The organism is Prosthecobacter sp. (assembly GCF_044232965.1).
Classification (GTDB): domain Bacteria; phylum Verrucomicrobiota; class Verrucomicrobiia; order Verrucomicrobiales; family Verrucomicrobiaceae; genus Prosthecobacter.
Genome location: NZ_JBIIKX010000006.1, coordinates 1 through 21,424, shown reverse-complemented (window position 1 = coordinate 21,424; position 21,424 = coordinate 1). Strand labels below are relative to the sequence as shown.

20 protein-coding genes are annotated in these 21,424 nt (G+C 59.1%); 10 read left to right on the top strand and 10 right to left on the bottom strand.

Annotated elements, in window-relative coordinates:
* Positions 1-20: 20 nt before the first annotated feature.
* The 3 genes from tpiA to ACILSI_RS04230 all read right to left on the bottom strand — a co-directional run bounded on the left by tpiA (position 21) and on the right by ACILSI_RS04230 (position 3,210).
* Positions 21-821, bottom strand: coding sequence for a triose-phosphate isomerase (gene tpiA, locus ACILSI_RS04240; protein WP_395720604.1), 801 nt, complete (start codon positions 819-821; stop codon positions 21-23).
* A gap of 120 nt (positions 822-941) precedes the next feature.
* Entirely contained in the window at positions 942-2,156 is a 1,215-nt protein-coding gene (locus ACILSI_RS04235) for a phosphoglycerate kinase (protein WP_395720603.1), read from the bottom strand.
* Positions 2,157-2,280: 124 nt separating this feature from the next.
* Positions 2,281-3,210: a LysR family transcriptional regulator gene (locus ACILSI_RS04230; protein WP_395720602.1), complete on the bottom strand. Its 930-nt coding sequence runs from the start codon at positions 3,208-3,210 to the stop codon at positions 2,281-2,283.
* A gap of 81 nt (positions 3,211-3,291) precedes the next feature.
* Here ACILSI_RS04230 and ACILSI_RS04225 point away from each other — a divergent pair, with 81 nt between their 5' ends.
* From ACILSI_RS04225 to ACILSI_RS04215, 3 genes are read left to right on the top strand one after another with little or no spacing between them, the layout of a single operon-like run.
* Positions 3,292-4,491 (top strand): efflux RND transporter periplasmic adaptor subunit, encoded by a 1,200-nt coding sequence (locus tag ACILSI_RS04225; RefSeq protein ID WP_395720601.1) that lies wholly within the window; start codon positions 3,292-3,294, stop codon positions 4,489-4,491.
* On the top strand, positions 4,488-7,679 hold the full coding sequence (locus ACILSI_RS04220; RefSeq protein ID WP_395720600.1) for an efflux RND transporter permease subunit: 3,192 nt from the start codon (positions 4,488-4,490) through the stop codon (positions 7,677-7,679). Before ACILSI_RS04225 ends, ACILSI_RS04220 begins: the two co-directional genes overlap by 4 nt.
* Complete coding sequence (locus tag ACILSI_RS04215) at positions 7,666-9,045, top strand: efflux transporter outer membrane subunit (protein ID WP_395720599.1); 1,380 nt, start codon at positions 7,666-7,668, stop codon at positions 9,043-9,045. The genes ACILSI_RS04220 and ACILSI_RS04215 overlap by 14 nt, the downstream gene beginning before the upstream one ends.
* Positions 9,046-9,223: 178 nt before the next feature.
* On the opposite strand, the gene ACILSI_RS04210 is transcribed toward ACILSI_RS04215, so the two are convergent.
* A complete protein-coding gene (locus ACILSI_RS04210) occupies positions 9,224-10,402 on the bottom strand; it encodes a PQQ-binding-like beta-propeller repeat protein (RefSeq protein ID WP_395720598.1) in 1,179 nt (392 codons plus the stop codon).
* A gap of 159 nt (positions 10,403-10,561) precedes the next feature.
* Here ACILSI_RS04210 and ACILSI_RS04205 point away from each other — a divergent pair, with 159 nt between their 5' ends.
* The 5 genes from ACILSI_RS04205 to ACILSI_RS04185 all read left to right on the top strand — a co-directional run bounded on the left by ACILSI_RS04205 (position 10,562) and on the right by ACILSI_RS04185 (position 16,665).
* Positions 10,562-12,376: a hypothetical protein gene (locus ACILSI_RS04205; protein WP_395720597.1), complete on the top strand. Its 1,815-nt coding sequence runs from the start codon at positions 10,562-10,564 to the stop codon at positions 12,374-12,376.
* A gap of 176 nt (positions 12,377-12,552) precedes the next feature.
* Complete coding sequence (locus ACILSI_RS04200; RefSeq protein WP_395720596.1) at positions 12,553-13,320, top strand: MotA/TolQ/ExbB proton channel family protein; 768 nt, start codon at positions 12,553-12,555, stop codon at positions 13,318-13,320.
* Positions 13,320-14,027, top strand: a complete 708-nt coding sequence (locus ACILSI_RS04195; protein ID WP_395720595.1) for a hypothetical protein — start codon at positions 13,320-13,322, stop codon at positions 14,025-14,027. Before ACILSI_RS04200 ends, ACILSI_RS04195 begins: the two co-directional genes overlap by 1 nt.
* A 71-nt stretch (positions 14,028-14,098) precedes the next feature.
* Positions 14,099-14,869, top strand: coding sequence for a hypothetical protein (locus ACILSI_RS04190; RefSeq protein ID WP_395720594.1), 771 nt, complete (start codon positions 14,099-14,101; stop codon positions 14,867-14,869).
* Positions 14,869-16,665, top strand: coding sequence for a tetratricopeptide repeat protein (locus tag ACILSI_RS04185; RefSeq protein WP_395720593.1), 1,797 nt, complete (start codon positions 14,869-14,871; stop codon positions 16,663-16,665). The genes ACILSI_RS04190 and ACILSI_RS04185 overlap by 1 nt, the downstream gene beginning before the upstream one ends.
* Before the next feature lie 260 nt (positions 16,666-16,925).
* On the opposite strand, the gene ACILSI_RS04180 is transcribed toward ACILSI_RS04185, so the two are convergent.
* The 5 genes from ACILSI_RS04180 to ACILSI_RS04160 all read right to left on the bottom strand — a co-directional run bounded on the left by ACILSI_RS04180 (position 16,926) and on the right by ACILSI_RS04160 (position 19,597).
* Positions 16,926-17,267, bottom strand: a complete 342-nt coding sequence (locus ACILSI_RS04180) for a hypothetical protein (RefSeq protein WP_395720592.1) — start codon at positions 17,265-17,267, stop codon at positions 16,926-16,928.
* Positions 17,268-17,467: 200 nt separating this feature from the next.
* Positions 17,468-17,647, bottom strand: a complete 180-nt coding sequence (locus ACILSI_RS04175; protein WP_395720591.1) for a hypothetical protein — start codon at positions 17,645-17,647, stop codon at positions 17,468-17,470.
* A gap of 46 nt (positions 17,648-17,693) precedes the next feature.
* Entirely contained in the window at positions 17,694-18,173 is a 480-nt protein-coding gene (locus ACILSI_RS04170) for a hypothetical protein (protein WP_395720590.1), read from the bottom strand.
* A complete protein-coding gene (locus ACILSI_RS04165; RefSeq protein ID WP_395720589.1) occupies positions 18,170-18,496 on the bottom strand; it encodes a hypothetical protein in 327 nt (108 codons plus the stop codon). Before ACILSI_RS04165 ends, ACILSI_RS04170 begins: the two co-directional genes overlap by 4 nt.
* Positions 18,497-18,730: 234 nt before the next feature.
* Entirely contained in the window at positions 18,731-19,597 is an 867-nt protein-coding gene (locus ACILSI_RS04160) for an RluA family pseudouridine synthase (RefSeq protein ID WP_395720588.1), read from the bottom strand.
* A gap of 81 nt (positions 19,598-19,678) precedes the next feature.
* Here ACILSI_RS04160 and ACILSI_RS04155 point away from each other — a divergent pair, with 81 nt between their 5' ends.
* Positions 19,679-20,260 carry a c-type cytochrome domain-containing protein gene (locus tag ACILSI_RS04155; protein WP_395720587.1) on the top strand — a complete coding sequence of 194 codons (582 nt, stop codon included), beginning with the start codon at positions 19,679-19,681 and terminating at the stop codon, positions 20,258-20,260.
* A gap of 27 nt (positions 20,261-20,287) precedes the next feature.
* Here ACILSI_RS04155 and ACILSI_RS04150 read toward each other — a convergent pair whose 3' ends face one another.
* Positions 20,288-20,740: a YkgJ family cysteine cluster protein gene (locus tag ACILSI_RS04150; protein WP_395720586.1), complete on the bottom strand. Its 453-nt coding sequence runs from the start codon at positions 20,738-20,740 to the stop codon at positions 20,288-20,290.
* Positions 20,741-20,901: 161 nt separating this feature from the next.
* Here ACILSI_RS04150 and ACILSI_RS04145 point away from each other — a divergent pair.
* Positions 20,902-21,424 (top strand): protein kinase domain-containing protein (locus ACILSI_RS04145; RefSeq protein ID WP_395720585.1); only part of this gene is annotated, 523 nt, incomplete at its 3' end.

The following is a 21,424-nucleotide window of genomic DNA, read 5'->3' as shown; positions in this document are numbered from 1 at the left end:
GCCAAATGTGGCATCTGCCGCTACGCGTTGGCGTTCGCCCAGTCGATGGCGGCTCGGCAAATTTCCCAGAAGGAGCCTGTCTCCATGCTGGCACCGCCGACGAGGGCTCCGTCAATGTCAGGCTGGCTGATGAGTTCGGCCATGTTGCCGGGCTTCACGCTGCCGCCGTATTGGATGCGGATTTTCACGGCCACGTCCTCGCCAAACATGTCGCCGAGCACCTTGCGGCTGAAGGCATGCGCGTCCTGCGCCTGCTGGGCGCTGGCGGTGCGGCCGGTGCCGATGGCCCAGACGGGTTCGTAGGCGATGACGCAGTCGATGATGCGGCGTGGGCCGACCTCGGCCAGGGATTCGCGGAGCTGTCTTTCGAGCACCTGCTCAAGCTGGTCGGCATCGCGTTCCGCAAGTGTTTCGCCGATGCAAAGGATGGGGTGCAGGCGGGCTTCGAGGGCGGCGAGCACCTTGGCGTTCACGATGGCGTTCGTCTCACCATAAAGGCTGCGGCGCTCGCTGTGGCCGAGGATGACGTGCTTGCAGCCGCATTCCTTGATCATGCGGGCGCTGATCTCCCCCGTGAAGGCACCAGCAGGCTGGGCGCTCATGTTTTGCGCGGCCAGTTCCACACTCTGCTCACGAGCGGCCACGAGCGCGTTGCTCGCGCGCTCCAGGCTGACGAACGGCGGGGCCACGACGATCTGCACGGGAATCTTGTCCGGCACGAGACGGGCGAAGGCACGGAGGAAATCATCCGTCTCCTGGGGTGTCATGTGCATTTTCCAGTTGGCGGCGATGATCGGTTTGCGGAAGTGGGCGAGGGCCATAGGGGGGGAGGTTTGCGGTGGGTTGCGATGGTTTAGGGTTGTTTGCGGTGGTTTATCAGAAGCGTCGGGAGGTTTAAGCAATTGCAAACCATCGCCAACGACTGCCAACCACGGCTAACGTCATTTTTCCTTCAAGCAGGCGACGCCGGGCAGTATTTTGCCTTCGAGGAGTTCGAGGGAGGCGCCGCCGCCGGTGGAGATGAAGGTCATTTTGTCGCCGAGCTTGGCTTTCTTGACGGCTTTCACGCTATCGCCGCCGCCGATGATGTTTTTCGCGCCGGCATTGGCCGCCATGGCCTCCGCGATGTCGAAGGTGCCTTTGGAGGCCTCTTTGATCTCGAACACGCCCATCGGGCCGTTCCAGATGACGGTCTTCGCCTTGGAAATTTCTTCCGCGAAGAGCTTCACGGACTCAGGGCCGATATCGACACCTTCCCAGCCATCCGGGATGCTTTCGCCCGCGCCGGTGAACTTGATGTTGCCGAACTTCTTCGCGTCGAAATCGAAGGCGTCGGTGATCATCGCATCGACGGGGATGAGGATCTTCACGCCACGCTCCTTGGCCTTGTCGAGAGCCGCCTGCGCGATGGGTTCCCACTCGGGTTTGTAGAGGCTTTTGCCGATGGAGATGCCCTGGACGATCTTGCGGAAAGTGTAGGCCATGCCGCCGCCGATGATGATCGTGTTCGCCTTTTCGAGCAGGCGATTGATGACGCCGATTTTGTCGCTGACCTTCGCACCGCCGAGGATGACGACGAACGGACGGTCCGGATTTTCGAGCTCGTCATTGAGCCAGGTGAGCTCTTTTTCCATCAGCAGGCCCGAAACGGCCGGCAGATAATCCGCGATGCCCGCTGTGGAGCTGTGCGCACGATGCGCGGAGCCGAAGGCGTCGTTCACGAAGATCTCCGCGAGGTCAGCCATGCCCTTCGCGAGCGTGGCATCATTCTTTTCCTCACCGGCGTGGAAGCGGGTGTTTTCGAGCAAAAGCACGTCGCCATTGCCGAGCGCGAGCGCCTTGGCCTTCGCTTCTTCGCCGATGCAGTCGCTGGCGAAATCGACCGGCTGACCGATCAGGGCGCTGAGAGCCGGTGCGACGGGCGCGAGGCTCTGTTTTGGGTCGCGCTGGCCTTTCGGACGGCCCAAGTGGCTTGCCAGGATGATTTTGGCTCCTTTTTCGATCAGGAACTTGATCGTGGGCAGTGTTTCTTGAATGCGGGTGTCGTCGGTGATGACCATCTGGCCGTCTTTTTCTTCCAGGGGCACGTTGAAGTCCACGCGCACAAATACGCGTTTTCCGGCAAGGTCGAGGTCACGAATGGTCTGCTTGGGCATGGGTTTTAAGGGGGCTGAAAACAAAGCCGCCGGGCGGCGGGGGCGGGATGTCTAGCACATCGCGTGCTCGATGCGCATCGAATTTTTCCCGCCTTCCGGCCTGTTCTGGAAATTTCAGCCCGGCTTACCTCTCCCCGAGGTCCAGCTTTTGGATTTCTTTGGGAATCTCGGCCTCCAGATACTCCAGCAGGCTCTGCACGCGCTGTGGCAGGTGCTCGTGAGAGGCGTGGGCAAGCTGGAGATCGACGGGCTCGATGTGCCAGTCGGGTAGCAGTTGGATAAGGCGGCCGGCGGTGATGTCGCGGGCGGCCATCCATTCGGGCAGGCTGGTGAAGCCTGCGCCCTCGATGGCGGCCTCGCGCAGGGCGGTGACGGTGTCGAGCAGCATAACGGGGGCGAATTTGAGCTTCACGACCTTGCTGTGCCGCACGAGATCCACGCGGTCACGGGCGTAAAAGTGCGGCTGAAGGATGCCCAGCCATGGGAAGCGGCTCAAGTCGTCGGGATGGCGCGGTGTTTCGTGCTGCTGGAGCAGCGATGGCGCGGCAACGATGCGGCGATGCAGTTGCGCGATGGTTTTCACATTCACGCGGCGGTCGGTGGGGCCGCCGACCATGATCCCGCAGTCAAACCCCTCCTTCACGAACTTCGTGGGGCGATTGATGAGATGCAGCTCGGTGGTGACGTGTGTGTGCTGTTTTTGAAAACGGGACAGCACGCGCGAGACAATCCACTGACCCACATCGACGACGGAAACGATGCGCAGATGGCCGCGAAGCGCATGCCGTTCGCTGCGCAGGCGGCTGCCCATGCGGTCGGCCAGGGTTAGCAGCTCGCGGGCATCGGCCAGCACGATGCGGCCCGCGTCGGTCAGGCTCATCGTGTGAGTGTCACGACGGATGAGCGGGGAGCCAATTTGTGTTTCCAACGCGGCGAGGTGGCGGCTCAGGGTGGGCTGCGCCATGCCGAGAATCTTGGCCGCCGCCGAGATGCTGCCCGACTCGGCGATTTGCACGAACTCGCGGATCTGCTGGAGGTCATTCAGATGGGTCATGCGTTTAGTGTATAAGCGCTATGTCGGATGCGCACTGTTTAAGCTCGCCCCAAGTTCGTAGATACCAGGGAAATGCACCCCATGTCATCCTCACGCGCTTCATCCAGGCTGTTCTGGCGGTCTTTCGCCGCTGGACTTCTCATCACGGTCAGCCTGTCGGCCTGCAAACCGGCTGCCAAAGGCCCAGCCGGTCCGCCGCAGGCCACGATCCCCGATGTCACCGTCGCCAAACCCATTGCGCGCCGGTTGACGGACTGGGACGAGTTCACGGGCCGCCTGACCTCGCGTGAGAAAGTCGAGGTCCGTGCCCGGGTCTCGGGTTACCTCACCGTGGTCAGCCTCAAAGAGGGCACCGAGGTGAAAGCGGGAGATCTGCTTTTCACCATCGACCCGCGTCCTTATGAGGCCATCGTGCAACGTGCCGAGGCGGTGCTGGCGCAGGCGAAGACGAACGCCGAGCTGGCGAACATTGAGGCCAAAAACGCCACCACGCTGCGTCAGGGGCAGGTCATTTCGACGGAGGAATCCGAGCGCCGTCTGAAAAGCGCCGCAGGGGAGCAGGCCGCCGTCCGCGCCGCCGAGGCCATGGTCAGCGCGGCGAAGCTCGATCTCGAGTTCACACAAATCCGCGCGCCGATCAGCGGCCGCATCAGCGATGCGCGAGTCACGGAGGGCAATCTCGTCACAGGTGGCACGAAGGACGCGACACTGCTCACCACCATCGTCGCGCTCGACCCGATCTACTGCGACATCGAGGTTGATGAACGATCCGCCTTGAAGTACCGCGAGATGCACAAGAGCGGCGAGCGGGAGAGCGCCTTGTTTGGCCTGATCCCCGCCGAGATGGCGCTCGTGAACCAAGTCGGCTGGCCGCACCAAGGGCAGATCGACTTCGTGGACAACCAGATCAATCCCGCCACCGGAACCATCCGCGCCCGCGCCGTGTTTCCGAACAAGGACCGCCTCATGTCGCCGGGCTTTTTTGCCAAAGTGCGCATCCCCGGCAGTGGCGAATACGACGGCCTGCTCATCCGCGATGCCGCGGTCGGCGATGACCAGGGCAGCAGCTACGTGTGGGTGCTCGATGCCGAGGACAAGGCCGTCTATCGCCCCATCACACTCGGGCCGCTGCTCGATGGCCTGCGCGTCGTGCGCGGCGGCTTGAAGGCTGATGACCGGGTCATCATTCTCGGCCTCATGAGCGTGCGCAATGGCAACAAGGTCAAGCCCGTTCTCGCCGACATGGCTCTCGCCGCACCCACGAAAGACAAGCAGCCATGAACTTCGCCCGCATCTTCGTGGACCGCCCCATCTTCGCGGGCGTGCTGAGCATCGTCATCACGATGCTCGGTGCCTTGTCCTATTTCGCGCTGCCTGTGGCGCAGTATCCCGAGGTCATCCCGCCCACTGTCGTCGTTTCTGCGACGTATCCCGGCGCGGATGCCCGTACGCTCGCGGAAACGGTTTCCACGCCGCTGGAGCAGGAAATCAATGGCGTGGAGGACATGATCTACCTCTCGTCCTCATCCACCAGCGACGGGCGCGTGCAGATCACCGTCACCTTCGCGCTCGGCACGGATCTGGACAAATCCCAGGTGCTCGTGCAAAACCGCGTGAACGCCGCCGTCGCGCGACTTCCCGAGGAGGTGCGCCGACTGGGTGTCATCGTGAACAAACGCTCGCCCGACCTCACGCTCGCCGCGCAGTTCTTCAGCCCCGATGGCTCGCGCGAGGTCGGCTATCTCAGCAACTACGTCACGCTGCAGATTCAAAACGAGATCGCCCGCATTCCCGGTGTCGCCGAGGCTTCGTCACTCGGTGGTTTGGATTACTCGATGCGTGTCTGGCTCGATCCCGAAAAGATCGCCGGAGTCAGACTCACCGCTGGTGATGTCGTGCGCGCCATCCGCGAGCAAAATGTGCAGGTCGCCGCCGGATCACTCGGCCAGCCGCCTGCCGCGGAAGGACTGGAGTTCCAATACACGCTCACCGCTCCGGGCCGACTGAAGAAGGCTGAGGAATTTGGCGAGATCGTGCTCAAAACCGGCGACATCGGCGATGTGGTGCGCCTGCGCGATGTCGCACGCATCGAGCTCGGCTCCCGCGACTACTCCAGCAAAACCTACATGGACGGCTACAACGCCGTCTCGCTCCGTGTCTTCCAGCTTCCCGGTAGCAACGCCATCGAAACCGCCGACGCCGTCTATGCGCGTCTTGCGCAGTTGAAAGAGCGCTTTCCGCCCGGCATCGACTACCGCATCAACTACGACACCACGAAGTTCGTCCGCGCCTCGATCAAATCCGTGCTTACCACGCTCATTGAGGCCGTGCTGCTCGTCGTCTTCGTCGTCATCCTGTTCCTGCAAAGCTGGCGCGCGTCCATCATCCCGCTGCTGGCCGTTCCGGTGTCCCTCATCGGCACACTGGCCGTCATGCAGGTCTTCGGCTTCTCGCTGAACAATCTCTCGCTGTTCGGTCTCGTGCTAGCCATCGGCATCGTCGTCGATGACGCCATCGTCGTGGTCGAAAACGTCGAGCGCAACATCGCCAAAGGTCTAGCGCCTCGTGAAGCCTCCATCCAGGCCATGAAAGAGGTCAGTGGGGCCGTCATCGCCGTCGCGCTCGTGCTCTGCGCGGTGTTCGTGCCCACCGCCTTCGTCAGCGGCATCACGGGTCAGTTTTATAAACAGTTCGCGCTCACCATCGCCGTCTCCACGGTCATCTCGGCCTTCAATTCGCTGACGCTCAGCCCCGCGCTCTGCGCCATCCTGCTGCAACCGCACGGTGCCAAGACCGACTGGCTCACGAAGCTCATCAATTTCTTGTTCGGCTGGTTCTTCCGCCTCTTTAACAAAATCTTCCAGTTCGGCTCCGATGTGTATGCCGGACTCGTACGCAAACTCATCCGCTTTGCGCTTTTCGTGTTGATTGGCTACGGCGGCCTCGTCTTCCTCACCGGCAAGGTGTTTGAGGCCGTGCCCTCCGGCTACATCCCCTCGCAGGACATGGGCTACGCCATCGTGCTTGTGCAGCTCCCGGATGCCTCCGCCTTCGAGCGCACCGACGCCGTCGTGCGCCGCATGGACGCCATGGCGCGGGAGATTCCCGGCATCGCCCACACCTTCGCCATCTCGGGTTATTCCTCCATTTTACAGGCGAACCAGCCCAACGTCGGTGCGGCCTTCCTCGTTTTCGACGACTTCACGAAGCGCGGCGATCCCTCGCTCAAAGGCGACCGTCTGCTGGCCACAATCCGCCAAAAATTTGCCACGATCCAAGAAGGTCGCGTGCTCGTGTTACCACCGCCCGCGCTGCGCGGTCTCGGCAATGCCGGCGGCTTCAAAATTCAGGTGCAGGACCTCAACAACGCCGGTCTCGACGCCCTCGAAGCCGCCACGCAGAAGCTGCTCGCCGCCGCGCAGAACGAACCGGGCCTCATCTCCCTCGTCACCGGCTTCCGCGCCCGCACACCGCAGTTCAAACTCGAAATCAACCGCGCCCAGGCGAAGACGATGGGCGTCTCGCTCGCCGATTTGAACGAGGCGCTGCAGGTCTATCTCGGCTCCGTCTATGTGAACGACTTCAACCTCTTTGGCAGAACCTACCAGGTCACCGCGCAGGCTGATCCGATGTTCCGCAAAGACCCCGCCGACGTCTCCCGCATCAAGATCCGCAATCAAACCGGCGACATGGTGCCGCTGGGTGCCTTGGTAAAAGTCATCAAGACCGGCGGTGCCGACCGCGTGCAGCGCTACAACCTCTACTACTCCGCCGACATCAACGGCAACACGCTTCCCGGCGTCAGCTCCGGCCAGATGGTCGAAAAAATCGAGCGCCTCGCCAACGAGCATCTGCCCACCGGTTTCGCCATCGAGTGGACCGATCTGACCTACCAGCAGATCCTCTCCGGTGACACGCTGATGTACATTTTCCCGCTTTGCGTCATCTTCGTCTTCCTCGTGCTCGCCGCGCAGTATGAGAGCTGGAGCATGCCCATCGCCATCATTTTGATTGTGCCGATGTGCCTGCTCTCTGCCCTCCTCGGCGTGTGGCTGCGCGCGCAGGACAACAACATCTTCACGCAGATCGGATTGGTGGTGCTCGTCGGCCTCGCGGCCAAAAACGCCATCCTCATCGTCGAGTTCGCCAAGCAGCTTCAAGACGCGGGCATGGACCGCGTCAAAGCCGCCGTCGAGGCCTGCCGCCTGCGTTTGCGCCCCATCTTGATGACCAGCTTTGCCTTCATCCTCGGCGTGCTCCCGCTCGTGCTCGCCACCGGCGCTGGCGCGGAAATGCGCCAAGCCCTTGGAACGGCGGTGTTCTACGGCATGATCGGCGTCACCGTCTTTGGTTTGCTCTTCACGCCCGTGTTTTATGTCATCCTCCGCGCCATCGTCGAACGTCGCGAGCGCAAGCAGCCTCCCGCTCATCAAGACTCCACCACTCCAGCACTCCATGCGGCCCACTAAATCAATCCCGCTGCTTCTCTGCGTGCTTTCGAGCTGCACCGTCGGTCCGAAGTTCCTCCAACCGCAGCCCAAGATGCCTGCGGACTACGCTTCCAAATCTTCCAACTCCACCGCTGTTTCCTCGACCTGGTGGCGCAAACTCAACGACAGCACGCTGAACAACCTCATCGCGCAATCCACCGAGCAAAACAAAGACCTCGCCGTCGCCAAATCGCGTCTGCAGGAGGCCCGTGCCTTGTGGCGTGAGGCTCAGTTCGACTTCGCGCCCACTGTCACCGCCAGCGGCACTTATGACACGACGCAACTCGGTAACTCCATGAACGCGGCTTTCCGAGGACGAACCGTCGATACCTGGCGCACCGGCTTCGATGCCGATTACGAGCTCGACTTCTTCGGACGCGTGCGAAACAGCGTGAAGGCCGCCAAAGCCACCAGCGCCGCCGCCGAAGCCAACGTGCAGGACATGCTAATCACGCTCCAGGCCGAGGTCACCATCAACTACCTCGAACTTCGCGGCGCCCAGGCTCAACTCAACGTCGCCCGCGAAAACGCGGGCAACCAATCCGAAGCCCTGCGCATTGCCGAAGCCTCTCTCAAGGGCGGACGCGGCACGCAGCTCGATGTCGCGCGTGCCAACGCCCTCTTGAATGCCACCCAGGCCCAAATCCCCACTTACGAGGAAAGCGTCGCCAAAGCCATTCATCGCATCGCCGTGCTCTGCGGTCGCAATCCCTCCGAACTGCGCTCCAGCCTGCAAAAAAGCACCCGACAACCCGCCGTGCCCTCCAGCGTTGCCATCGCCAAACCCGCTGAGTTGCTGCGCCTACGCCCCGACATCCGCATCGCCGAAAACGCTCTCGCCGCCGAGACCGCGCGAGTCGGCATCGCCACCGCCGATCTCTTCCCCCGCGTCACCTTCGGCGGACGCCTCAATCTCGAAGGCCAGACCCTCGCCAGCCTCGGCCAATACGGCTCGAATGCCTACAGCTTCGGTCCACGTATCAGTTGGGCCTTCCTGAATCTCGGACGTGTGCGCCAGCAGATCAAAGCCGCCGGAAATCGCGCCGATGCCGCCCTCTCGACGTACGAGCAAACGGTCCTCCTCGCCCTTGAAGAAGTCGAAAACGCCCTCACCAGCTACGACCGCGAGCGCCAGCGTCTCCGCCACCTCGAAGCCAGCGCCGCCAGCGCCCGCGAAGCCGCCACCTTGGCCCGCCAACGCTACCAAGACGGCGTTGCCGACTTCCTCACGGTCCTGGACGCCGAACGTGTCGCCCTCAGCGCCCAAAACGACATCGTCCTCAGCCGCACCCGCGCCACCGCCGCCTGGGTCCGCATCCACAAAGCCATGGGTGGTGGCGCGTGACTCCAAAGTGGTCCGCACAGTCCTCTGTGCGGCGCGCCGTAGTCCTGCAAGTCATCAAAAGCTCATGAGCATTGCAGGCCGCTTGACCACTGAGTTCACAGAGGTGTTTTTTCCTGGCATGGAGCTTGGAGTGAAATCGGAGCGCCGCACAGAGGACTGTGCGGACCACTATTTCCCATCACTTCACGCTCACGCAAACCATGTCTCCTGCTGCGTTGCGGGCATAAATCCGTCCATTCGCCAAAACCGGCACGGACCAGCAGCGACCATTCAAAATGCTCGTGCGGGAGATCGGCTCAAACTTCGCCGGATCGGCCTTGGCGATGATCAATTCGCCTTTGGCGCTCAAAACGATCAATTTGCCATCCGCAGCCGTCAGTGAGCAGAAGCCCACGTCGACCGCATTCCACTTTTCAGTGCCCGTGGCGAAGTCGATACACTTCAGTGAGGCCGTTTTGCTCTCGTCGCCGTCGCTGCCGTATAGATGGCCGCCGATCAGCACGCAGGAGTTGAACTGGTTCTTCATCACGCGACTGCGCCAGACCTCGGAAGGCGTCGCGGAGGCCAGATCGAGCACGGCGCAGCCTTTGTTGTAGCCGGACGAGATGAAGAGCTTCGTGCCGCTGAGGATCGGATCGGCCGCGTTCACGCCGTAGCTCGTGTTCCAGGTGTGCTCCCACAAAACCGTGCCGTTGCTCGGATCGACGCCTTTGTAGGCGCGTCGTGTGCTCAGCACGACCTGCTCCTTGCCATTCACCGTGATCAAATGCGGTGTCGAGTAGCCCGCCGTGTCCGCCTCCGACTTCCACACCAGCTTTCCAGTGGCCTTTTCAAACGCCGCGCCGTTCTGGCCGATGTTGAGGATCAAATTCGCGCCATGGATGAGCGCCGAACCCGAGAAACCCCACTCAGGAATTTCCGCCTCTGTCTCCGCCAGGAAATTCTTCTGCCACACGATTTTCCCTGTCGCCGCCTCGAAGCAAATCAGATCGCCCCAGCGGCTGAGATGCCAAGCCTTGTTCACTTCGATCACCGGCCCGGCGCTGGTGCCGCCTTCATAATACTTGTCGCCGAGATCCGCCTTGTAGGAGTGCTTCCACACCTCCTTGCCCGTCGCCGCGTCGAAGCAAAACACGGTGTCCTTGCCGTCCTCATGCCCCGAGGTGAACACGCGCCCGTCCGCCACCGTGAACGATGCGAAGCCGATGCCAATTTGAGCCTTCCAAAGCGGCTTCACCTCGGTCCCGGCCAGTTTTTCTGAGGAGATGCCATTCTTGTCCGGCCCACGCCAGACCGGCCAGTCGGCGGCTTGGGTGATGGTGGTGAAAGTGAGGAGAAGTAGGAGTGATGGTTTCATGCTAGTGATTCGATCAAATTCGTTCAAACGTCCGGTCTAGTAGGGGTTTAAGCGACTAGATACTTCAATGACTTCTCCCCTTATGCCAACACGGAAAACGCCTTGCGGTTGACGAACGAATCGAGACTTGTCAGAAACAAACGCGCTCCAGATGAAACGATGATGAACCAAGCTGACGAACATATGGCGGCATTGAGCCAGCTTGAGACCGAGGCGTTCGCCAGCTATCCCGAAAACCTGGATGCGCTGCTGCATCAGATTCATTTGCTGAATCGCACATCGCGCTGGGATGTGGATCAGGAGAATCCTTTTTGGGAGCGGCTGGGCGTTATTGAATCGCATGTAACCAGTGCCATCAAAAAACGGCGAACCAAGAAAATGCTTTTGGGTGGCGGTATCGCTGTGGCTGCATGTGCCACGTTAATGCTGCTCGGCTGGCAATACGCATACAACGCCCATTTTCAGAACTACGCAGCACGCATGGAGGCCGCGCTTCTGCATGGCAGCACTGCCGACGTGAAATCACTGCTTGATGAAAAGTGGCGGTTTGAGCCTGGCAGAGGTGGCGCAGAGAATGCGGTCAAGATTCGCTCGCTGGCGGCGGCTTGGCTTGCCACGAAAAAGACGGCGTGTGACTCATGGCTTACAGAGCTTGGCAGAGTTGAGGCCGAGATTGAAAACTGGGGCAGCCTGCCGCCAGAAAAGCGCCGCATCTTGATCAAGGATGTTTCCACGCTGCAATCCTTTCACGAGATCAATGCCAAGGAATTCAACCCGTCTGACGCACAGAAGATCGCCGCGTTAACGACCAAAATAAGCGAATTGAAACAGGAGTGGCTGCGTGAGACGACATCTTCGGCTGAGGTGGTGCTGAGTGCTCTTGATTCATGCCTGATTCAGGCGGACGGCGTGTTTGGTGAGCCATTGGTGTTGCTGCTGCCTGAGATGCGGCGTGTTGCGGCGAAGGTTGTTGAAGCGCAGGCACCTGGGTTGGAGGAGCGGATGACAAAAAAGATGGAGCGTGCTCTCAGCAAGCACCAGCAGATCGAAGCAAGCTCAATGGCCTGGGTTAAAAGTTTCGACCAGATGGCCGGAGAACACACCACCGCCGAAACTCATGCCCAAATCCTGCAAGGCATGATGGCAAAACTGCCTGAAAGCCATCGGATCAAAAGTGGCTTTGCCGCCGTGTTGGAAAAAGGCATGAGCGCAGCCGTGCTGCATCAGCAGGCCATGCAAACGATGGGTGTAACCGCAGCCTCAAACAAAGCGCTGTTTCCAACTCGTCCCTGCACGGAGGCAGAGATAAGCTTTCTCAAAGAACGTTTGCCTGCCTTGGAAGCCGCCGCCGCACAACCAGCGCCAGACCCTCCCGACACCTATCGGTATCATTTACGTTCCTTGGCAGGATGGGCTGCCATGCGGGATGCGACTTCCGCGCCTCAGTTCAATCAATCCGCTCTGTTTTTTCTGGATCGCATCTACGCGGACCCGTGGATGAAGCCATTCGAGAAGGCGCTCCTCTGCCAGATTGTGGATGGCCTCATCAGCCAGGATTCGATGTCTTGGGGCATGTTCTGGTGTCCGTCCGCCAGCAAGGAGTTGAGTGAAGTGCTCAAGCTGGCTGGCAAAAGCCCAGATCCTCTGTTGGGCAAAGGCGTTGGCCTTTCGGCTGAAAAACTCGTTCTGCTGGAAGCCTATTTCACGGACCACCGGGACGTTGATTTTCAGCAGGAGGCTGCCGCGCTCCAGCTCCTGGTTGCAGCCGCGCCATCATGGCGGAAGACGGGTGTGGTCATCGAAGATGGCAGAATCCACTACTTGGGAAATCTGCCGGAGCAGTGCGTTCTACTTGCCTGGGGCAAAGGCACTGCTGTTGTTGGCTTCCGCTCCAGCTTGGGCAAAATCAAATGGCTGGGTGATCATCCAGTATTGGGCAGCCCAGTGTTCTGTCATGCTGCCCACGCCAAGTAATTTGATCCCACCATCCAATGACCGAAGAACCGCAAAATCTGCCAGAAGGAGATGCCCCGCATGCCCGGCCTACTTCGCTGCGAAGGAGAATCCAGCTTGGCGACGGTCCCCAACTGTCCTACAGCAAGGCTGATTTCGAGGCGCGGCTTGGCGTGACCTCCGGGCGTCTGACAGCGGTGAACCGCCAGTTCAGCTTCGCTGTTGCGGTGTTTGTTGCCGTGGGCTTTTACGCAGTGTTGTGGTTTCTGCGCGTTTCCGTACCTGCCGCCCGCACACTCTGCGATTTGTTTTTTGAGCGCGGGTGGACGCAGCAGGCCACGGTGTTTTTCACGTCATGGGCTTTCGTCATTTTGGTGTTCAAGCGCTGGAAACTGGCGGTCCAGGCCAGAGCTTTTGAAGTTGGCATCCCGCCGCGTGGCTCAGGAGTCGTGATTGATGAGGCCACCAGCACCAAGCTGCTTGAGCGCCTTTACCAGTCCGTGGATGATCCTAGAAAGTTTGCGTTGCTGGGGCGGGCGGAACGCTCCCTGCATCTCGCCGCACACGGCCTGCCAGCGAACGAGGTGCGGGCCTGTCTCAAGCAGTTGGCAGAAGCCGACGATGATGCGGTGCAGCGCAGCTTTAATTTATTGGGTGGCATTGTTTGGGTGATTCCGGTGCTCGGCTTCGTCGGCACGGTGTTGGGGCTGGGTCAGGCTGTCGGCGGCTTTGGTGCCACCTTGCAGAGCGTGAAGGAAATCGCTGAGGTTAAAAACTCTCTGATTGGCGTGACGCAGGGACTCTCAACGGCTTTTGACACAACCCTGCTGGCACTCCTGGCAGCCATCCTCGTGCAGATGTGGAATACGTTTCAGTTCAACAAGGAGCAAGAATTCATGGCCGAGGTGGCCGACTTCTGTGAGGAGTACATTGCCGAACGAGTGGATTATCTTGGTGAGAAGTAATGAAGAAAAACCGTCAGCTCCCTGGCCCCGGCCCAAGTTTCTTTGCCTTTCAGGCGGTCATCATGGGGCTGATTGGCGTGATGATTTTGATCGCGCTGTTCTTCGCCGCGTTTGGCAACAACAGCAGTGTCGGCGAGGTGGAAAACCTTGCGGCGCTTCGCCATGAACTCGACAAGCTGCGTGCGGAAAAAACCGTGGCTGAGCAAATGAATGGTGAAAAGACGGTCTTGGAGCAGGAGCGCGAAAGCCTGACGCAACTGCTGGTCAAGACAGACCCCAAGGCCGCCGAGCAGGCCTATCAGCAGCGGTTGAAAGAAATTGACGCCGCCTCCCAGGCAAGAAGTGAGATTCAGGAGCAAATCACTCAAGCACAGGCTCAATACGATCGCATGCGCCAGGAAAAAGGCTCGGTTCGTCTGGCCTACCGGCCACTGCACGGTGATCGCACTCCTATCATCGCCGTCTTAGCGAATGCGAGTATCCAAGTGGTCACCGCGCCCGATGGTAAATGGGGGACACTGAAGGGTGACTTGTTTCAGGCGAAACTTTCGCAGACCAGTCGTGATAAAGTGCATGTCGTCCTTTATGCCAGACCGTCTTCGATTGAGCTACTCGAAGAATTGCGGGCCTTCCTCAAAAAGCATGACTTCACCTTCGGCTACCAGGCAGTGGGTGAAAACGAACGGCTCAGCTTCCTGCCCCAATGAATACGCAGCCCAAAGGCCCATCCGACAGCCTGGAGCTGCTGCTTGATACAGTGTGCAATTCATTGGGTTCAATGATTTTGATCACCCTGCTCATCGTTGTTTCCACGAACGATTTGCAGGAGCGTCTGGGGCAGGAAAAGCCTGAAGATGTAACGGCGGCGCATGCGCAGGCCCTGGCTTTGCATGACCAGATCGATGCCGCCAGACGCGTGGCCGCTAGACTGCGGAATGCAGCAGCAGGGTTAAACGCCCTCAAGGCTGAAGTCGCCACGTTGAAAAGCAAGGTGGCTGCCGCTCAAGACCCGGCGAATGTCGCGCCCAACCCGTTGATGAACCGTTTGGAGATCGCCGACCGCACTCTGCGGGAGGCAAGGCAAAGCATCGAAACCAAGAACACCGAACTGTCGGCGCTTGAGGCCGCTCAGCAGAAACACCTCAGCTCCCTGACCCAGCAGGTTCGTCTGCCCAGCCGTCAGACCAGCACAAAAAAAGCGGCTCTGGTTTTTGTCGCCGATGGGAAATTCTTTCCCAAGATGATGAATGGGAAGCTCAGTGGCCACATCGACATCGAGATTTTACGTGCGAGGCCGCTGTATGCGTCACTCAAGCCCGACTTGCAGAAGGGTCTTGATCTCAGTGAGTTCAAAACCTTTTTGCGAACCCTTGATGCTGGCAGCGAGCGTGTGGGTCTGCTGGTTTATGCCTCGGGTTTTGAGATCTTCATGCGTGCGCAGCAGGCCTGCGTCGAGTGCGGGCTGGAATGTGGCTGGGAGCCGCTTGCCAAAGGCAGTGTCATGACCGTTGGTGGTTCAGGAGAAGGCATCCAAGTCGATCCCCAATAATGATGAAACTCATTCTCGTGCTCATCGTCTGCATCTGTGGCTCAGCCGCATTTGCAGGTATCGGTCTTGTCGAGTTTTCCTGTGACGGGCTGGTGGCGTTTGAGGGCGCGCGTTCTGTAAAAACCGCAGGGATGTCTGGAGTCACGAACAGCCTCGCACTCGAAGCAGGCACATGGCGGGTGGGTGCGAAGGCATTTGAAGTGGTGAGTGGTGAAGTTTTGCGCCTTGGCACACTGACAGGCACGAATGGTCAGCCAATCCATGAGACAAAACCAAGCGGGAAGTCTGGCAAACTGCGCGTGACCGCAGCAGAAAAAGCGGAGTGGCGTCTTTGGGGTGAAGATGTCTGGCGCAAAGGCCCCGCCGAAACCACGGTGCCTTCTGGGGTGTATCGCCTGGAATGGCGGGAGAAGGAAACGCTGCAGGGGCGTCTCCTAGCGGTCGATGAAGATCAACAAGTCCCTTTGGCAATTCCTCACCCGCCTCAGGTGCTCGTTGAATCCAAGACGGAAGGCGAAATGCTCATCGGCCCCAAACGCGAGGGGCCACCACAGCTTGGTGATGTGGCAGTCCTGCGGGATGATCAATCTGCAGTTTTCGCTTGGCAGAGGCTGCAAAAGCCTTTGGAGGAGATTTTTCACTCCGCGGAGCCCGGCGTGCCTCTGGTGACATTCTATTCACCAGCGCGCAAAATGGCCATTGAATCAATAATGAAGCGTCTTGGAATTGGAACTCTTGTGGACCCAGATTCTTCACAGTCGCTCGCGCTTTTGGCGGCTGATAAAAATGATGCCCTGGGTCTTTACAGTCTCGCTGTCAATTATATGGATGGCGTTGGAACCAGCAAGAATTCTGCTCATGCCGAAGTCTTGTTTCAAAAAGCAGTGCCCACTCTTTTGGCAGATACTGAAAAAGCAGATGCTTGGTCACAGACCGCACTCGGTAAGTGTTATAAAGAAGGTTTAGGCGTGCTGAAATCCGAAAAAAAAGCAGCCGAGCTATTCAATGAATCAGCACTGACAAACCTAGCATGGGCGCAAGGTTCGTTGGGTGATTGTTATTTGAATGGTAAAGGAGTCGTTAAAAATGCCGCTACCGCAGCCGAGTTGTTCCGCAAGGCGTCAGATCAAGGTGATGTGACGGCACTGTTTTCTTTGGCGCAATGCTTCGCATCAGGTGAAGGTGTTGTAAAAGACATTGGGCAAGCAGTTCTGCTAACAAGAAAAGCTGCGGAATCTGGTTTATTGTTTGCCCAGTCTTCACTAGGCGCCTGCTTGCTTGCTGGAGATGGTATTAAAAAAGACATCGCGGAAGGCGTTCAGTGGACACGCACGGCTGCTGAAAAGGGAGAGGCAATTGCACAGCACAATCTAGGAATATGCTACATGCAGGGTAACGGAGTTCCAGAAGACGCTGTGCAAGCTAACCATTGGTTTAGAAAAGCTGCAGAACAGGAAAATGCTTTAGCTCAAGGTGCTCTTGGTGTTTCGTACGCATCTGGAAATGGAATAGAAAAGGATCATGCAAAGGCGTTTTATTGGCTTTCCAAATCGGCAGCGAAAGGAATTGCCATTTCTCAGCTCGCGCTAGGAGTTTTATATGCAAATGGCGAAGGGGTTAAGCAGGATGTCCCAACTGCCATTAGCTGGCTTCGGAAAGCTGCAAAGCAAGGTTTAACAGAAGCTGAAAAGCTGCTACAGCAGTTAGACGCAAACAACGATAGCAATGAGATCCGTGCGCGTCTTGAGCAGCTACGACGCATGCGCGATGAGCAATCTAAGCGTCGCGGAATGTAGGGCGATCCACGAAAGTGTCTCGTTTGGTTTTTAGCAGAAATGTTCCCTTTTGGAGATCAACCACTCTTTGATCAGTTGGCGCTCTTTGGCATTCCCTCCGCTAAGGCCCATCACGAGTCCTGTGGGTTGGGATTCAATTCCGTCACACTCTGTCATGAGTCCTGGAAATTGTTTTTCTGCTGCCTGGCAGAGGCTTTCGGCACCGCCTGGATTGTCTCCAGAACTGACGATAACATGATACTTGCTGAATGGTTGGTAGCTCATAGTGCTGCGTGGTTAATGTGGGCAAATGATTGGTTCATCTGGTTTTCGATCTCGTGAAGCCGCTCTTGAGGCAGTGACGCGACAAACTCGCGGCTGAGTTGCTTCACTTTGTCATCTGGGTAGCTGATTCCGAAGATGACACCAAGGTTCTCTCCGAGTCGTTCGCTGTGGACGGAAGCCTCCAAAGCCACCGATTCGGGATGATTGGCGATGAAAGACAGCATCTCGACTGCGATGGAATCTTCGCAGATGACCGCCGTCCGATTTGGGCCTTCGGGAGTTATGGATAGTTCCTCAAAGAGGCGTTGTTGAATACGATTTGATCTACGGTTTTGCATGGTTTGGTTTTTTTGGGTAAGGCACGAAGCGTGCGTACAAATGATTACACGCAGAGTTTGGGAGTTAGCGAAATTTTATGTGGAAAGGGAGCCTTTGGGCTAACGGATGCACCTCCACCCAATTTCAAACATTCTCCAAAAATCTTGCGGCAAAACGCGTCGTGTCTGATCCATCTGCTCGAACATACCTTGGTCTTGAATCACCCGCCCATCCGTGAGCGTTGCTCACTTGGCCGCCAGTCGATCCACTTTTTGAAGATGTTGCTGAAAACGAAGTTGTTTGGGTGGCCGACTTCGTGAGAAATCGTTTCCACCGTCAGATTCGTCGTGGAGAACAGCTCGGCGAAATTGCGCATGCGCCGCCAGGTGACGTGGTGCATGAGCGCATGGCCCAGCGCCTAGCGGCAGCGTGAGAAGATGGGAGATTCAGCGGCTGCCTTCCTGTATCTTCAATAACTCGGCCACAAAGTGCCTAAACTGGACCATCTCAGTAGCGGACACTTCTTCAAAAGGATGATCTCGTGGCGCAATGGCTACGCCTGGAGCACGCGCCCAGGGATACTCCGCGTTTACATTGTCACTCATCGCCGGAGCAAGGTTTTCGATATATTCCGCCACCCGAGCATGCTTGCGAAGCATGGAACTGAATGGCTGATGCTGCATCTGAAAACGGCCACGAAGCCAGCGGTTCGAAGCGCATGAGCGGATAAAGCTGGTTACCACGGCATGACTTTCGCGCGGCGGCCCGCTGGCCCCATGACAAAGGAAACTTTTGACGAGCTTCTCAACGGCCATCTGGAGATAGTGCAGACCATGACAGCGCGGCAGATGAGACTGGCGGGAAAGCAGCTCGTGAACCTCAAAGTCGCTGGCCGCCTGCCGTAAGAATGCCTCGCTCCAGGTCATGCGGCCTGTTTCGGATAAAGTTCGATCCCGTCTTTCCAATCACCCCACCCTTCCGGCAAGGCAACCCGCCCTAAATCATCGGGGCGAACAACCCCAACGCCACTCAGGGCTGGCATGCCATAATCCGGTGCTGGGTTGAAGTAAAAGACGTTCACCCGGTCGCCTGATGCAACCGGCACGTCCGACACCACCTCGATCAAACGCACTTCCTGATCTGTTGGAAAGAAGAAAACACCCGTGATGCCAGGATCGTTTAGCCGGGCCTCCTCGGCCATCATGCGGGCTTGCTTTTCAATGATTGCAGGATCGTAAAGCGGACTCATGAGCCATGAATGGCCCCATTTGTTACGCAAATCAACCCGGTATCAGCTTGGCACCACACTGCCTGGGCCGCGCGTCTCAACCAGAGCGGAGGTGCCTATTCATGGGCACAATTTATCTGGAACCAAACCAGCCAAGTGTGTCATTGGCATTGATTCAGCGTGTTGAAACCGCCCACAGCGGCATGCAGGCTGCTTTTTTCAAAAACCGAGCAGCGAGGTTTTCATGGGGGATGATTAAATCAGTTTCATTAAAACGCCCGGCAGCGGCAACTGGAAGACCATTTTTTCGTCACTCACGGGATGGATGAAACGCAGTTCGCTGGAGTGCAGACCGAGGCGCTTGGCGGGGTCGGTCACGGCGCCGTAGGGCTTGTCGCCGACGATGGGGTGGCCCATGTCGGAGAGGTGGACGCGGATCTGATGACGGCGGCCGGTTTCGAGCTTCAATTCGACGAGCGTCGTGTTGTGGCTGCGTTTGAGCACCTTGAAATGGGTGATGGCCTCGCGGGTGTCGTCGTCGGGCGGGACGCTGCGGACGCGAAGGGAGAATTCCTCGTTAACATGGCAGCGAAGGGTGCCGGAATCGCGCTTTACGACGCCTTCGACGACGGCGAGGTAGGTTTTCTCGAACTTGTGCCAGTTTAGCTGGAGCACGCGTTTGACGGGCTGGGTCTTGGCGAAGACGATGAGGCCGGAGGTGTCGCGGTCGAGGCGGTGGACGATCCAGACGCGGTTGCGGGCGTCGGTGGCGCGGACGTGGTCGGTGAGCGCGGCGTAAGCGGTGCGGCCATTGCCGGAGTCGAGGGCGACGGTGAGCCAGCCCGCGCCCTTGTCGAGCACGATGATGGACTCGTCCTCATACACGATGTTTAAACCGGAGGGCATGGGCGGCGCGGCTTTCTGCGGCACGCGCTCGACCTTGATGGTCACTTTGTCTCCCGGCTTCAAGGCGTGGTCGTGGCGGGTGATGGAGCGGTCGTTCACACGGACGCTGCCGAATTTGAGGCATTGCTTGATGCGGGTGCGCTTCATGTCCGGCCAGTTCTCGAAGAGAAAAGGCAGGAGCGTGGCGGCTTCGGTGACGGGGCGCTGGGGTGGCATGGGCCTTCATGCCACGGGAAGAACATGCTGGCTAAGGAAAAGCGGGGTGGCACGTTCTCAGCGGTCCCCCCAACGCGCCCCATGATCCTGCCCCGCCCCACGCTTCCTCTGTTGTTTCTGACCGTCCTCACCGCCGGTGCGGTGGATTTCAAAAAGGACATCGAGCCGATCTTGGAAAAGAACTGTTACGAGTGCCACAGCGAGAAGAACAAAAAGCGGAAGGGCGGCTTCGTGTTTGACGAGCTGGAGACCTTCAAGCTCGACATCGCTGACAACGACGTGGCGCAGATCCGGCCTGGCAAGCCGGCGGAAAGCCACTTTCTGGAGGTCATTGTGAATCCCGACCACGACCGCCACATGCCGCCGGACGACCAGCTCTCAAGCGGTGACATCAAAAAACTCACGGAGTGGATCACCGAGGGGGCGAGCTTTGAAAAGAATGACGGCACGAAGCCGATGGTGGCCGCCGCGCCAAAGAAAGACCTCCCGCCGATCATGAGCTGGACGAATCTGGAGGGTAAGACGATCCGCGCGGGCTTTGTGCGTTTGGATGGTGAAAACGTGGTGCTGCGCATGCCCGCGAACGGTGCCGAGGTTCCCTATCCGCTGGCGAAACTGAGCCCGGAGAGCGTGAAGCAGGCACAGGAATCGGGCGCACCGTGAAGTCGTAGATTCGACTGGCAGTCGAATCTACTTTTCTGCCAGAGCGTCACTGACAGCGGCCTCCAGCGGGCGTGAGCCGTGGCCGCCAAGGCGTTCGTCGAGGGCTTCGAGGCGCTGGATCAGATCGGCGACGTGTTTGCGCGGGTACATGCCACCGGCCTCGGCGCAGAAGTGCGTGCGGCAGCCGAAAGGGCGGTGCTGATAAATGGTGCAACGGCCATCGCGTCCCAGAAGAGGACAGGCGCCGTCGGGGTGCGGTTTGAGGACTTTGCGGCCGCTGCGGCGCACGCCGTCGGCGGCATGGAGCGCCTCGCCACGCGTGAGCAGCGGGGTGTGCCCGGCGATGCGAAAATGGCAGCAGCCTGTGCGCATCTCGCACTGGCGGGGCAGGGGACGGCGCTCCAGCTCGGCGTAGATGGCCTCGATCTCGGCACGATGCGCGGTCGGTTTCGGGTTTTTCATGCTGCGTGGAGTCAGCATGGACGTGCTGGCATTTGTGGCACGCGATTTTTGCAAAGCGGCATTTGAGATTTGAGATTTCGCATTCCGCCCCCATCGTACGCGCCCTTCGTCGCCGCTCCAACCTGTGGCGCGCGGCGTTTGAGACCCAACCCTCCACTCCTAGAGACCACGAAGCACGCATGAGTCTGCCCGAAATTGCCGGACATGAATTGCAGGACCTGGTCGGCAGCGGGAGGTGCGGCGCGGTTTACCGGGCGGTCTCCACCAACGGCAAGGCCTGCGCGGTGAAGGTCTTCAGCTCGATGGCGATCAACCGCAAGGCGCTGGCCACGGCCTTCCGCGCCTTGCAGCAAATGCCGCATCATCGCGGTGTGCTGCCGGTGGAGAATTTCAGCTTTGAAAAAACGCCTTACTTCTGCGTCATGCCGCTCGTCGGCGTGATGACGAAGGACAACCACGGCCGCCGCATGTGGCAGACGCCCACGCTGGAGTCCGCCTGCGGCGGTCTGCCGCCGGAGCAGGCCTGGCGGCACATTTACGAAGTGGCGGACGCCCTTTCCTGGCTGCACAAGCATGGCCTGCCGCACGGCAACCTGCGCCCCTGCAACGTGCTGCTGGAGGATGACGCGGAGTCCTCGATCCGCCTCACCGACATCGCGCAGGGCTGGGTGGGTGGCATCCATCACCTGGAGCTGACGGACC

Excerpts from the sequence above, each read along its gene's own strand:
- ACILSI_RS04170 (WP_395720590.1), bottom strand. The coding sequence starts at position 18,173 with ATGACCTGGAGCGAGGCATTCTTACGGCAGGCGGCCAGCGACTTTGAG.
- ACILSI_RS04185 (WP_395720593.1), top strand. The coding sequence starts at position 14,869 with ATGATGAAACTCATTCTCGTGCTCATCGTCTGCATCTGTGGCTCAGCC.
- ACILSI_RS04165 (WP_395720589.1), bottom strand. The coding sequence starts at position 18,496 with ATGAGTCCGCTTTACGATCCTGCAATCATTGAAAAGCAAGCCCGCATG.
- ACILSI_RS04175 (WP_395720591.1), bottom strand. The coding sequence starts at position 17,647 with ATGCACCACGTCACCTGGCGGCGCATGCGCAATTTCGCCGAGCTGTTC.
- ACILSI_RS04195 (WP_395720595.1), top strand. The coding sequence starts at position 13,320 with ATGAAGAAAAACCGTCAGCTCCCTGGCCCCGGCCCAAGTTTCTTTGCC.
- ACILSI_RS04190 (WP_395720594.1), top strand. The coding sequence starts at position 14,099 with ATGATTTTGATCACCCTGCTCATCGTTGTTTCCACGAACGATTTGCAG.
- ACILSI_RS04220 (WP_395720600.1), top strand. The coding sequence starts at position 4,488 with ATGAACTTCGCCCGCATCTTCGTGGACCGCCCCATCTTCGCGGGCGTG.
- ACILSI_RS04210 (WP_395720598.1), bottom strand. The coding sequence starts at position 10,402 with ATGAAACCATCACTCCTACTTCTCCTCACTTTCACCACCATCACCCAA.
- ACILSI_RS04160 (WP_395720588.1), bottom strand. The coding sequence starts at position 19,597 with ATGCCACCCCAGCGCCCCGTCACCGAAGCCGCCACGCTCCTGCCTTTT.
- ACILSI_RS04215 (WP_395720599.1), top strand. The coding sequence starts at position 7,666 with ATGCGGCCCACTAAATCAATCCCGCTGCTTCTCTGCGTGCTTTCGAGC.
- tpiA (WP_395720604.1), bottom strand. The coding sequence starts at position 821 with ATGGCCCTCGCCCACTTCCGCAAACCGATCATCGCCGCCAACTGGAAA.
- ACILSI_RS04150 (WP_395720586.1), bottom strand. The coding sequence starts at position 20,740 with ATGCTGACTCCACGCAGCATGAAAAACCCGAAACCGACCGCGCATCGT.
- ACILSI_RS04225 (WP_395720601.1), top strand. The coding sequence starts at position 3,292 with ATGTCATCCTCACGCGCTTCATCCAGGCTGTTCTGGCGGTCTTTCGCC.
- ACILSI_RS04180 (WP_395720592.1), bottom strand. The coding sequence starts at position 17,267 with ATGCAAAACCGTAGATCAAATCGTATTCAACAACGCCTCTTTGAGGAA.
- ACILSI_RS04230 (WP_395720602.1), bottom strand. The coding sequence starts at position 3,210 with ATGACCCATCTGAATGACCTCCAGCAGATCCGCGAGTTCGTGCAAATC.
- ACILSI_RS04205 (WP_395720597.1), top strand. The coding sequence starts at position 10,562 with ATGATGAACCAAGCTGACGAACATATGGCGGCATTGAGCCAGCTTGAG.
- ACILSI_RS04155 (WP_395720587.1), top strand. The coding sequence starts at position 19,679 with ATGATCCTGCCCCGCCCCACGCTTCCTCTGTTGTTTCTGACCGTCCTC.
- ACILSI_RS04235 (WP_395720603.1), bottom strand. The coding sequence starts at position 2,156 with ATGCCCAAGCAGACCATTCGTGACCTCGACCTTGCCGGAAAACGCGTA.